The following is a 12,903-nucleotide window of genomic DNA, read 5'->3' on the forward strand; positions in this document are numbered from 1 at the left end:
GGCTACCGGCGCTCCGGCCCGTCGACCTTCTCCGTGAGGTAGCCGGCGATGCGCGCGTAGAGATCACGTCCGCCGCTCACGCCGCTGATGACGCGCACCTCGCCGGTCCGGGGCCGCAGCTCCGTACGGAACCTGCGGGCCGAGTCGCGGGCGGCGCTCTCGCCGGTGCCGTAGGCGAGGAGGAGCGCGAGCTGCCCGCGGCCCGTCGGGGACGGGACGGCGACGTCCCCGTACGCGCCGGAGACTCCGGCGACCGCGCGGTAGCGGTCGGGGTGGGCGAACGCCTCGCGGACGGCACAGGCCGCCCGGTCGCCGACGCCCAGGATCGCGCGGCCCGAGCGGGACGTCAGGGTGCGGTAGTGGTGGGCGACGGTGTGGAGGTCGGGGCCCGCGGCGGCGCAGTCGCGCGGCAGTACGAGGAGGAACGGATCGGCCTGGCCGCGCCGGACCTGGGCGGCGAAGCCCGCGTAGATCCGCTGGTCACCGGCGTTCCCCTGGACGACCACCACGGGGAAGGAGACCTTCGCGGAGCGCGGGTAGGAGTACTGCGCCGGTGTCCAGACGCGCGTGCCGTCGGCGAGCTCCTGCAGGACGCCGCCCGACGGACGGGAGATCGTGCGGGGCGGCGCGGACCAGGACGCGGGCGGCGCGGGTGCCCGGGCGGGCGCCCGGCGAGGCGCGGGCGGCCGGACGTCCGCGGCGACGGGCGTCACCGTGCCCCCGCCGCCGTCCTCCGACAGCAGCGGCACGCCGACGGCGACCGCCGCCAGGACGGCCGCACCCGCGGCCGCCGCGCGCAGCGTGGTACCGAGGCGGGTCCTGCGACAACTCGTAGACGCGGCCGCACCGCTCCGACCACCAGTGCCGCAGGGCGGAGCGCACGAGCACCAGGGCGGCGGCAGTGGTGAGGAAGAGGAGCGCGTACAGGACGGCATCAGCCACGGTAGGGACCACCTCGGGGACGACTGCGGCCCCCGGGTGGGCTCCGGCGGCACTGTCTGCAGCCTGCAACGCGGCACGACGGGTGGGTGGGCGGCGTTACGGGTCCCGGTCGTCGATCACCCGAAGGCACCAAAGTATGAAACACACATTGGTCCGGACGGGGAGGTGGAGGGCCTGGCCGGACGGGGAGGTGAGGGCGGTTCGGACGGGGAGGTGGAGGGCCTGGCCGGACGGGGAGGTGAGGGCGGTTCGGACGGGGAGGTGGAGGCCGGTTCGGACGGGGAGGTGGGAGGCGCGGCCGGACGGGGAGGTGGAGGGCGTGGCCGGACGGGGAGGTGGGCGGAGCGCGCGGCCTCCCCCGTCAGCCCGCCCGCAGCGACAGCGTCATCGCCTCCACCGCCAGCAGCGGCGCCACGTTCCGCTCCAGTGCCTGCCTGCAGGCCAGGATCGACTCGATCCGGCGCAGCGAGTTCTCCGGGCGGGACGACGCCGCGATGCGCTCGATCGCGTCGCGCGCCTCGACGTTCGCGATGCCGACCTTCGAACCGACCTGCACCGCGAGCACGTCCCGGTAGAAGCCGGCCAGGTCGATGAGGGCCAGGTCGAGCGTGTCCCGCTGGGTACGGGTCGATCTGCGCTTCTGGCGGTCCGCCAGATCCTTCATGGCGCCCGCCGTGCCGCGCGGCATCCGGCTGCCGGCGCCCGCCGCCGCCCCGAGCGCGGCGCGCAGCTCCTCGGTCTCCTTGCCGTCCACGTCCACCGCGACCTGCTTGGCGTCGTCCGCCGCCGCATCCACCAGCTCCTGCGCGGCCTTCAGGCAGCCACCCACGTCGTCCACCCGCAGCGGCACCCGCAGCACGGTCGCCCGCCGCGCCCCGCGCCTGCTCGTCGGTGGCGAGCCGGCGGGCCCGGCCGATGTGGCCCTGGGTCGCCCTCGCGGCCGTCGCGGCCAGCTCGGGGTCGATCCCGTCCCGCCGCACCAGGACGTCGGCGACCGCCTCGACGGACGGGGTCCGCAGGCTCAGCAGCCGGCAGCGGGAGCGGATGGTCGGCAGCGCGTCCTCGACCGAGGGGGCGCACAGCAGCCAGACGGTGCGGGGCGCGGGCTCCTCGACCGCCTTCAGGAGCACGTTCCCCGCACCTTCGGTGAGGCGGTCCGCGTCCTCGAGGACGATCACCTGCCACCGGCCGGTCGCCGGCGACATGGCCGCCCGCCGCACCAGGTCACGGGTGTCCTTCACGCCGATCGACAGCTGATCCGTCGCCACGATCTCGACGTCGGCGTGCGTCCCGATCAGCGTCGTGTGGCAGCCGTCGCAGAACCCGCAGCCCGGCACCCCGCCCAGCGCGCGGTCCGGGCTCGTGCACTGCAGCGCCGCCGCGAAGGCGCGGGCGGCGGTGGAACGGCCGGAGCCCGGCGGGCCGGTGAACAGCCAGGCGTGCGTCATCTTGGACGCGGCCGGCAGATCCGCGCCCTTCGCGCCCGCCGCATGAGCCGTCACCAGCGCGTCGGCGTCCCGCGCGGCCGCGGACAGCTGCGCCGTCACCGCGTCCTGGCCGACCAGGTCGTCCCACACCGCCATTGCGAGTCCTCTGCGGTTGCCCTGCGTTCCTTGCCGTGGCCATCCGGTGATGACATCGGGTGATGCCATCGGCCCTGGGCACCATTGTCGGGCATCGCACTGACAACGGATCGCAGCCGACTCCGCCCGCGCCCGCACCCCTCGCGCAGTAAGGCCGCGAACCCCGCACCTCTCGCGCAGTGAGGCGGCGAACCCCGCACCCCACACATAGCGAGGCGACGAACCCCGCACCCCACACGTAGCGAGGCGACGAACCCCGCACCCCACACGTAGCGAGGCGACGCACCCCGCACCCCTCACATAGTGAGGCGACGCACCCCGCCCGCCACAGCGCGCTGCTCCGGAGCGTCCGCCCCCGTCCAGCACGATCCGCGGCGGGCCAGCAACCGGCGGAGCCAGACCTCCGTCGCGACCAGCTCTCCGAGACCGTCCAGCGGGAGCGCCTCCCCGTCGGCGGCGGCCCGCAGGGCCTGGCGGACGACGCGGGGCCCTCCACGAGACCCGCGTCGGCGAGCAGCGGTGTGTCGAACAGTTCTATGAGCTCGTCGACGGAGGACCGCAGCCCGATGCGGAACGCGGCGGCGGTCGAGACGTGGGAGTTGGCGCCCCAGCCCGGCGGCAGCTCCCGGATCCCTGAACCGTCCAGGACCGCCCGCAACACCGAGACCCGCGCCCCGGGCTGGACGCGCAGCGCCTCGGGCAGCGCCCGGCAGGCGCGGACGACCTGGTTGTCGAGGAAGGGGGCGTGCAGCCGCTGGCTGCGGACCTCGACGGCCTGCTCGAAGACCCGGTTGGTCGGCGGCGTGCCGGGCCAGCGCGGCTCGTGCGCGCAGGTCGCCCGGCCGCTCCGTCGGCGCCGGCCGGGCCGCCGCCTCCTGGAGGCGAACCGATACTTCGGCGAGGGCCTCGCCGGTGAGCCAGCGGGCGGCCGGGCCCGGCCGCACCCAGGCCAGCGCGGCGAGGGAGGCGTTGAGCGCGGCGCCGGAACCCGCGTCGGATCCCGGGCCCGAGCCGGGACCGGGGCCGTTGCCCGACGACCCCGCGGAGGATCCGTAGCCGTAGCCGTACCCGAAGTCCCGCCGCAGCAGCCGGGCCGCGGCGTCCTGCACGCCCTGCTGGTAGGGCGTACGGGCCAGCCGCCGCGCCGCCCGGTAGACGGTGAAGGGGACGAGGACGGAGCGGCCGGTCGGGCCGTCCGCCGTGGCGAGCGCGGCCACCGGGCGCAGCATGTGCCGGCGGTGCCGGTCCAGGAGCAGGTCGGCGAGGCGCGCCGGGTGCGCGTCGAGCACCTGGCGGGCGCCGTGCCCCACGAGGTGGTCGGCGCCGCCCGCGGCGAGCCGGCGGCGGTGGCGTTCGGCGGTGATGAGGGACGGTCCCGGCTCGTCGGTGAGCGGGCCCGAGCCGAGCTCGGCGTACGGGAGCGCCTCGGCGCCGCCGGGCACCACCACATGGTGCAGCCGTGGGTCGGCGGCCATGGCCCTGGCCCGTTCGAGTTCGGCGTCGCGGGACTGCACTCCGCCGCCCGCCAGGTCGTTGAAGGTGACGGCCAGCAGCCGCTGACCGGCCGAGGAACCGTGCCCGAGCGGCGTGCCGGGCATGCCCGGCAGTCCGGCGGCGAGCAGCGCGAGGGTGGCGGAGGCGCTGCCTCCCGACAGGTCCGCGCCGATGCCGGGGGACGGCGCCTCTCCTGCGTCGGGGATGAAGCGCGGCTGCGCGAGCCGGGCCCGCACGGCGTCGACGAGGGCGTCACGGACCCCGGTGATCGCCGCCTCGGTGTCGGAGGCGGACGTCTGGTTGCCGACGGCGAGCGACGCGGTCGCCTCGTAACCGCTGATCTCGGGGACGCCGTCGCGCAGGATCAGGGCGTGGCCCGGCGGCACCCGCCGGACGCCGAGGTACGGGGTCCCGTCGCCGAGCGCCTCGGGCGAGTCCGGGCAGGCGAGGGTGGCGGCGAGGTGGGTGACGTCGAGTCCCGCCTCGGTGAGGTCCGCGAGCGGGAGCGCGGCCGTCGCGAAGGCCGTGCCGCCCGCCCAGCGGGTGTGGAAGACGGGCCGGGCACCGGCGAGGTCGCCCAGGATCGTGATGCGGCGGCCGAGTTGGAGGACGGCGGTGTAGCTGCCGGGCCACGCGGTGAGGTGGCGCAGGGCGCCGCCGCGGGCGGCGAAGAGCCCGACGCGCAGTTGGGCGTCGCTCGCGTGGCAGCGGCCGAGGATGGCGATACGGGCGATGGCGGGGTGGCTGCTGCCGTAGCCGCTGCCGTGACCGCCGCCGTAGGTACTGCGGTTGCTGTCCCCGTAGCCGTTGGCGCCCCGGTAGCCGTTACCGGTGCCACGGCCGCTGCCGTTGTAGTCGTTGCTGCCGCTTCCGTAGCCGTTGCCTCCGTAGGCCGCACCGGATCCCGAACGCGGACCCGAGCCGGATCCCGAACCGGAGTAGGTGCCCGCGCCGCCCGGGAACGTGGCGCCGGCCGGGTCCGCGTCGATCACCCGGACCTCGTCGGGACGCCAGTCGCCGACCGCCCAGAGCGGATCCGGGTCGCCCCACAGGAGTTGCGCGCCAACCGGGAGGACCGTACGGGCCGTCGTGCCCGGAAGTGATCCCGCCGCGGCACTGCTCCACCCCACCAACCACCGCATCGCCGCCTCCACAGGCCGTGGACCACTGGCCGCGCGGCATGCGAACTGCCGCTCCGCCTGAGGAACATGCTGCCATGGCACGGCGCACAAGGAGGCGCATGGGCGCAGGGAGGAGCGCCGGGTCGTCCGCGCGAAGCCAAACGTCGGTTTCACGCCAAAGTGGCTGGCACATGCCGGAGTTGATATGCCGTTCGCCGGATGCGCGTTCGATGCGGTGCATATACGCGACATAAGCCGCGTAGAAGTAACAGTCCGGGAGGCGTCCGCACGCCTCCCGGACCGGTCCGCCGCCCGCGGGGATTGTGGCGGCGGAGCCCCCTGGCCCGCCGTCTCTTGCCATTGCCGCTTGTCGAGGCCACGGGCCGACCCACCCGTCCATGGAAGCGCCCCCGCTCAGGGCCGCACAGAGCGCACGGGCAGGCGCACAGCCACATATACCGGGAGCACGGGCACTTTTTGGGGGCCGCAATCCCGCCATCCGGGACAGGCCCCTTAACGGTCGGGATGCGGCGAACTACGCTGGGTGTACCCGAGTAGCGAGCGTCCTGGCATCTCGGGGCCCGATTTGTCCGCGACATTGGCCGAATCGGGCTCCACAGACATCGCAGCCTCCACAAGAGGGGCTGGGACGGCCGTTCTTTGTGTCGAGGGGGTGGCAAAAGGGCGTGGTCCACGTGCGCGGCCCTCGCGTGTCCGGACGGCCCGGCTCGTCCAGCCCTCCCGGCACCTCCCGGGTTCCCGGCGGGTCCTCCGTTCCCGGCGCCTCCGACGCCGGCGGTCCGGTCCGCCCCGCCGTACGACGCCCCCCGGCCGACGTTCCCGGCTCAGACGAGGAGTGGCCATGCTGTGCTCTCCCGGGAGGCAGCCACCGCCGCCCCCCGCTCCCACACCGGTTCCCGCCCAGGACTCCGTTACCACCGACCCCCCGAGATCCGACCGGGCCGTCCGGCCTGCCCCCAGCGGCATCGCGAGGTGAACCGCAGTGAACAAGGAACATCGCGGGCCGAACGAGAAACTCGGCACCCTACTCGCCCTGGCCGCCATCAGTAACGCGGGCCTCGCCCGCCGGGTCAACGACCTGGGCGCGCAACGGGGCCTGACCCTCCGCTACGACAAGACCTCGGTGGCTCGCTGGGTCAGCAAGGGCATGGTGCCGCAGGGTGCCGCGCCGCACCTCATCGCCGCGGCGATAGGGAGCAAGCTCGGCCGTCCCGTCCCGCTGCACGAGATCGGGCTCGCGGACGCCGATCCGGCGCCCGAGGTCGGGCTCGCCTTCCCGCGCGACGTCGGCGAGGCGGTGAAGTCCGCCACCGACCTGTGGCGGCTCGACCTGGCCGGCCGCCGCGGCGCCGGCGGCACCGGCATCTGGCAGAGCCTGGCCGGCTCCTTCGCGGTCAGCGCGTACGTGACCCCCGCCTCGCGCTGGCTGATCACCCCGGCCGACGCCCTGGTGGCGCGCGACGCCCCCGCGCCCGGCACCGCCCACGTCGGGCACTCGGACGTGGCGAAGCTGCGTGAGGCCGCCGACGACGCCCGCCGCTGGGACTCGAAGTACGGCGGCGGCGACTGGCGCTCCGGCATGGTCCCCGAATGCCTGCGGGTCGAGGCGGCGCCGCTGCTGCTCGGCTCGTACAGCGACGAGGTCGGCCGCTCCCTCTTCGGCGCCACGGCGGAGCTCACCCGGCTCGCCGGCTGGATGGCCTTCGACACCGGCCAGCAGGAGGCCGCGCAGCGCTACTACATCCAGGCGCTGCGGCTGGCCCGCGCGGCGGCCGACGTCCCGCTGGGCGGCTACGTCCTGGCGTCGATGTCCCTGCAGGCCACGTACCGGAGCTTCGCCGATGAGGGAGTCGACCTCGCGCAGGCGGCCCTGGAACGTAACCGCGGCCTGGCCACCGCCCGCACGATGAGCTTCTTCCAGCTCGTCGAGGCCCGCGCGCATGCCAAGGCCGGCGAGGCCGCCGCGTGCGCCACGTCCCTCGCGGCGGCCGAGTCCTGGCTGGAGCGCTCCCGGGACGGCGACGCCGATCCCGCCTGGCTCGGCTTCTACTCCTACGACCGGCTCGCCGCCGACGCCGCCGAGTGCTACCGCGACCTGCGGGTACCCCGCCAGGTGCAGCGTTTCACCGAACAGGCGCTGGCCCGGCCCACGGAGGAGTACGTCCGCTCACACGGACTGCGCCTCGTCGTGTCGGCCGTCGCCGAACTCGAATCGGGGAACCTGGACGCCGCCTGCGCCGCGGGCACCAAGGCCGTCGAGGTCGCCGGGCGCATCTCGTCCGCGCGCACCACGGAGTACGTCCGTGACCTGCTGCACCGGCTGGAGCCGTACGGCAACGAGCCGCGCGTCGTCGAACTGCGGGAACGGGCCCGGCCGCTGCTGGCGGCGCCGGCGTGACGCCGGCCGGGTCGTGTACCGGATCGTGGCTCGGGTCCCGGCCCGGATCGTGGCTCAGGTCCCGGCCCGGATCGTGGCTCCGGTCGTAGCGGGGGCCGCGATCCGGTCATAGCGGGGGCCGCGGCCGGACCGCCCGTGGGTCGCCGCGCGGTCCACGGAGTGCGCAATCGGGCCACACACCTTGCCCCGCAAGGGTTTGCGACGATTGTCAGTGGGCCAGTTCATGATGGGGATGTCTTCGGATGAGGCTCGGCGCGGCACGGCGGGGCCTCATGGCGAGGCCCCCATCGCAGGGGCTTCATGGCGGGGGCTCACGATGGGGGCCCATGATGGGGGCGACCGGCCGGCCGGCCGGGGACGCGGAGTGGGGGAGGTGGCATGGGACCGTACGCCGATGACGTGAACGACGTCGTCGTCATCGGGGCGGGCATCGTCGGCCTGTCCACGGCCTACGCGCTGACCCGCGCGGCGCCCGGCACCCGCGTGACGGTCCTGGAGAAGGAGCCCGGCCCCGCCCGGCACCAGACGGGCCGCAACAGCGGGGTGATCCACAGCGGGATCTACTACCCCCCGGGTTCGCTCAAGGCGCGCTACGCCCTCCAGGGCTCCGCCGAGATGGCGAAGTTCTGCGCGGAGCACGACATCGCGTACGAGATCACCGGCAAGCTCATCGTCGCGACGGAGCGGGACGAGCTGCCCCGGCTGCACGCCCTGGTCCAGCGCGGCCGGGAGCACGGCATCGTGGTGCGAGAGCTGGGCCCCGCCCAGATCCAGGAGTACGAACCGGAGGCTGCCGGCCTGGCCGCCATCCACGTCGGCTCCACCGGCATCTGCGACTACGGCGCGGTGGCCGCGACCATGGCCCGGCTCGCCACCGACGCCGGCGCCAGGATCCGGTACGGCGCCGAGGTCCGCTCGATCACCCGCACCACCGGCTCCGGTCCCGACGGCGCCGGCATCGTCGTCGAGTCCACCGCCGGCGAGATCCGCACGAAGACCCTGGTGAACTGCGCGGGACTGCACTGCGACCGGGTGGCCCGCCTCGCGGGCGACGAGCCCGGTATGCGCATCGTGCCGTTCCGCGGCGAGTACTACGAGCTGAAACCGTCCCGTACCGGCCTGGTCCGCGGTCTGGTCTACCCGGTCCCCGACCCGGCCTTCCCGTTCCTCGGCGTCCACCTCACCCGTGACGTCCACGGCGGGGTGCACCTCGGTCCCAACGCGGTCCCGGCGATGGCCCGCGAGGGCTACCACCGCCGCACGTTCCGCGCCCGGGACGTGGCGGAGGTCGCCGGCTACCCCGGCACGTGGAAGATCGCCCGCCGCCACTGGCGGTACGAGATCGGCGAGATCCACCGCTCGCTGTCCAAGCGCGCCTTCACCGCCGCCGCGCAGCGCCTGCTGCCCGCGCTGCGCCCGTCGGACCTCATACCGGCGGCCGCCGGCGTCCGCGCGCAGGCGGTGCTCCGGGACGGCACCCTGGTCGACGACTTCCTGTTCGGCGGCTCCGGACCCTTCGTCCACGTGCTGAACGCGCCCTCGCCCGCCGCGACGGCGTCGCTCCCGATCGGCCGCGAGGTGGCCCGCCGGGCCCTGTCGGCGCTGGCCGCCCTGCAGGCGGCGTAGCGGGGTCCCCGGGGCCGCGCCACCCCCGCCCCGGGCTGTGCACCGACCCGGGCGGCTTCTCCCGCCGATCCGGGCGGCTTCGCCACGCCCGTAGAATCACCCCATCGTGTCTAGCTCACCCATTCCCCCCAGCACCCCCGCGGCCGCCGCCCCCGACGTGGCCGTCCTCGACGCGCCCGCCACCGCCGAAGCGGCCGTCCCCGACGCGGCGGCCACCCCGGAAGCGGCTGCCCGGGCCCGGCGCGCCGCCCGGCCGGTGAAGTTCCCCGACGGTCCGGCACCGGACCCGGCCGGCTCCCGCGAGGAGCACCGCATCCGGACGTTCCACGCCCGCCGCGGCCGCGTCACCGACGCGCAGGCGGGCGCGCTGGAGCGGCACTGGGCGGAGTGGGGCGTGGAGCTGGACGGCTCGCCCCTCGACCTGGCCGAGCTCTTCGGGGACCCGGACCTGCCCGTCGTCCTGGAGATCGGTTTCGGGATGGGCGACGCCACGGCGCGGATGGCCGCCGACGACCCGGCCACCGGCATCCTCGCCGTCGACGTGCACACCCCCGGCCAGGGCAATCTGCTGAACCTGGCCGACCAGTACGGCCTGACGAACGTCCGGGTAGCCAACGGCGACGCGATCGTGCTGCTCCGCGACATGCTCCCGCCGGCCTCCCTCGCGGGGCTGCGGATCTACTTCCCGGACCCGTGGCCCAAGGCCAAGCACCACAAGCGCCGGATGATCCAGCCCGCGTTCCTGACCCTCGTGGCGCCGCTCCTGCGCCCCGGCGCGACCCTCCACTGCGCGACCGACTGGGAACCGTATGCGGAACAGATGCTGGAGGTGCTTTCCGCGAGTCCGGATTTCACCAACCAGTACGGCGACGGTTACGCCCCACGCCCCGATTTCCGTCCCATGACCAAGTTCGAGCGCCAGGGACTGGCCAAGGACCACATCGTCCACGACCTGCTCTTCACTCGCCGCTAACCCCTGGTGGAAGCTAAGCGGAATCCGAATCGGCCTCGATCGGACCGCCGGCGAAGACGTGAGGGGAAGGGCATCGCGTACACCCGGTCTCCCCCGTACTGTCGACTGGTGTCCTCGTACTCGCATTCGCCCGACTCCTCGGACCATCCGGTCCCCGAGTACCCCGACCACGCTCGCCGGACGCCCGAGTTCACCACCGTCCCGACCGCTCCGGAGCAGTGGCACTACACGCCGCGCCGCGCCTTCTGGGAAAGCAAGGCGGTACGCGCCGGAGCCCTCTTCACCCTGCTCGCGCTGTGCGGGGTGATCATCCTGGCGCTGGTGCGGCAGCAGATAGGCACGGAGGGGTTCTTCGTCGGCCTCGCCCTGTCGATCCTGCCGGTGCCGGTGCTGATCTGGGCGTTCGTGTGGCTCGACCGGGTCGAGCCGAGTCCGTGGAAGAACCTGGTCTTCGCCTTCGCGTGGGGCGCGTGCGCCGCGACGCTGGTGGCGATACTGGCGAACGAGTACGCGACCGAGCTCCTCGCGACGACCTTCACGGCGAGTCCGTCCCAGACCGACACCTGGGGCGCGACCTTCGTCGCCCCACTCGTCGAGGAGACGGCCAAGGGCGCCGCGATCCTGCTGCTGTTCCTCTTCCGGCGCCGGCACTTCGAGAGCGTCGTCGACGGCATCGTGGTCGCCGGCCTCACCGCCACCGGCTTCGCCTTCACCGAGAACATCCTCTACCTGGGCTCGGCCTTCGGTGAGGACCAGGCCTACGGCTCCTCCGGCCTGCAGTCCTCCACCGCGGCGACGTTCTTCGTCCGGGTCGTGATGACGCCCTTCGCGCATCCGCTCTTCACCGCCATGACCGGCACCGGCTTCGCGATCGCCGCCATGACCCGGCCGGGCCGCCCCTGGCGCTGGCTCGCCCCGATCGGCGGCTGGCTGCTCGCGATGCTCCTGCACGGCGTGTGGAACAGCTCGGCGTCACTCGCCCCGCTCGGCTTCCTGGCGATGTACGGCGCGGTCATGATCCCGGTTTTCGCGCTCGTCGTGTGGCTCGCGATCTGGTCGAGGTCGAAGGAGCTGGCCACCATCCGCGCCCAGCTCCCCGTCTACGCGATGGCCGGCTGGCTGACCCCGCCGGAACCCGTCGTCCTCGCCTCGATGAAGGCCCGCAGCGTGGCCCGTGCCGCCGCCCGCCGCGCGCACGGCGACGCGGCGGCCCGTACGGTCCGCGAGTACATCGCCTTCGCGACCCACCTCGCCTTCCTCCGCGCCGCCGCCGCCCGCGGCACCGCTGGTCCGCACTTCACGGCCCGCGAGCAGGAACTCCTCCACCACCTGTGGCAGCGCAAGGACGTCGCCCAGCCCGCCCTCACCCACGCCGCCTGGGCCACCCGCCCCGCAGGACCGGCGGCCTGGGGCCAGTGGCAGCAACAGCAGATCGGTCCGTACCCGCAACGCCAGTACGGCCACCAGTACGGCCCCCAGCAGCCCCCGGCGCAACCCCAGCCCCAGGACCAACCCCAGGCCCAGCCCTACGCCCACCCGTACGGCCGGCAGCCACCCCCCTACGGCGGCCAGAACCTCTGACCCGCCCGACGGATCCCCGGTGCTCCCCTGCGCCCGGCCCGCGCCCCACCCGCACTCTGGCCCGCGCCGGAACATCGCAGTAGCGTCCAACCATGTCCGAGCAGCGCGAACATGCCGCCGAGGCCGAGCGGCTCCTGCGAAAAGTCCTGGAGTACCCCGACGACCGCGAGGAGCTGCTCCTCGCCGCCGCCGCGCAGTGGATCCTCGCCGAGCGCCCGGCCGAGGCCCTGGCCCTCTACGACGAACTCCTCCACCCCACCTCGGACCCTCCCTCCGACCCCGTCTCGAGCCCCGCCCTCGTCCAGGCGCTCAAGGTCTCCGCCCTGTGGGACACGGGCGCCGAGCAGCAGGCCCGCGAGCTCGCCCTGAGCGTCCGCGCGCAGGCCCCGGCGACCCTGCCGCCGTGGCAGATCATCGGTGAGACCTTCGAGGTTCATGACGACCTGCCGGCCGCCGCCGCGTGGCTCGAGGACGCCACCGACCACTTCCTCACCCCCGACGAGGTCACGTACGAGGCCCGCCGGATCCTCATCACCCGGCACCGCGTCCGCCGGCTCCTCGGCGAGTCCCACGACGACCGGGACCACCTCGCCGACTACGTCCACAGCGCCCCGGTCCCCCTCGACGAGCTGCACGACCCCAAACGCCTCTGGTCGCTGGGCTCCGACGACCCCGCCGAGGTCCGCCGCGAGATCGAACGCCTCCGCACCGAACTCGCCGACCACCGGGCCGCCCTCTCCCGCCCGTACCCGCTGGCCGTCCTGTACTGGCCGGAGGCCGAACTCGTCGCGCTGCTCACCCGGTACCCGGTCTTCGCCGCCGACTACGGCAGCTACCCCGAGCACCTGCGCAGCGTCGAACAGGCCCTCCACGCCCTCTCCGCGACCGGCGTCCCGCACCTCGGCGTCGTCACCGCCACCCTCCCCACGTACGAGGCCTACGCCCGTACCCAGGCCCTCCCCCCGGCCACCCCGTCCCTCCCCGCGGCCTACGCCACCTCCCTGGCCGCCCGCGGCCACGCCACCCCCTGGCCCCCGCCCCGCACCAGCCCCTGCTGGTGCGGCGCCCCCGTCCCCTACGCCGAGCACTGCGGCAGACCGGGCACCGCCTAAGGGCTGCCGGCGGTCGGGCTGGAGCAAGGGGTGCTGCCCCGGTGATTGCGGC

6 protein-coding genes and 2 pseudogenes are annotated in these 12,903 nt (G+C 74.5%); 5 read left to right on the plus strand and 3 right to left on the minus strand.

What is annotated here, in order from left to right; all coding sequences use genetic code 11:
- Positions 1–2: 2 nt before the first annotated feature.
- The 3 genes and pseudogenes from M2266_RS16430 to M2266_RS16440 form a co-directional block, all read right to left on the minus strand.
- Positions 3–749 (minus strand): hypothetical protein, encoded by a 747-nt coding sequence (locus tag M2266_RS16430; protein ID WP_277438869.1) that lies wholly within the window; start codon positions 747–749, stop codon positions 3–5.
- A gap of 554 nt (positions 750–1,303) precedes the next feature.
- Positions 1,304–2,525, minus strand: a pseudogene (locus M2266_RS16435) (DNA polymerase III subunit delta').
- 296 nt (positions 2,526–2,821) lie between these two features.
- Positions 2,822–5,161 (minus strand): annotated as a pseudogene (locus M2266_RS16440) (asparagine synthase-related protein).
- A 982-nt stretch (positions 5,162–6,143) separates the two neighbouring features.
- Here M2266_RS16440 and M2266_RS16445 point away from each other — a divergent pair.
- The 5 genes from M2266_RS16445 to M2266_RS16465 all read left to right on the plus strand — a co-directional run bounded on the left by M2266_RS16445 (position 6,144) and on the right by M2266_RS16465 (position 12,851).
- On the plus strand, positions 6,144–7,559 hold the full coding sequence (locus tag M2266_RS16445) for an MFS transporter (RefSeq protein ID WP_277438870.1): 1,416 nt from the start codon (positions 6,144–6,146) through the stop codon (positions 7,557–7,559).
- Positions 7,560–7,937: 378 nt separating this feature from the next.
- The gene (gene lhgO / locus M2266_RS16450; protein WP_277438871.1) at positions 7,938–9,185 is read left to right on the plus strand and encodes an L-2-hydroxyglutarate oxidase; all 1,248 of its coding nucleotides are present in this window, start codon (positions 7,938–7,940) and stop codon (positions 9,183–9,185) included.
- 106 nt (positions 9,186–9,291) lie between these two features.
- Positions 9,292–10,158: a tRNA (guanosine(46)-N7)-methyltransferase TrmB gene (gene trmB / locus M2266_RS16455; protein ID WP_277438872.1), complete on the plus strand. Its 867-nt coding sequence runs from the start codon at positions 9,292–9,294 to the stop codon at positions 10,156–10,158.
- A 108-nt stretch (positions 10,159–10,266) separates the two neighbouring features.
- The gene (locus M2266_RS16460) at positions 10,267–11,739 is read left to right on the plus strand and encodes a PrsW family intramembrane metalloprotease (RefSeq protein ID WP_277438873.1); all 1,473 of its coding nucleotides are present in this window, start codon (positions 10,267–10,269) and stop codon (positions 11,737–11,739) included.
- A 92-nt stretch (positions 11,740–11,831) separates the two neighbouring features.
- Positions 11,832–12,851, plus strand: coding sequence for a hypothetical protein (locus tag M2266_RS16465; RefSeq protein WP_277438874.1), 1,020 nt, complete (start codon positions 11,832–11,834; stop codon positions 12,849–12,851).
- The last annotated feature ends 52 nt before the right edge of the window (positions 12,852–12,903 follow it).

The organism is Streptomyces sp. SPB162 (assembly GCF_029504575.1).
GTDB lineage: Bacteria > Actinomycetota > Actinomycetes > Streptomycetales > Streptomycetaceae > Actinacidiphila.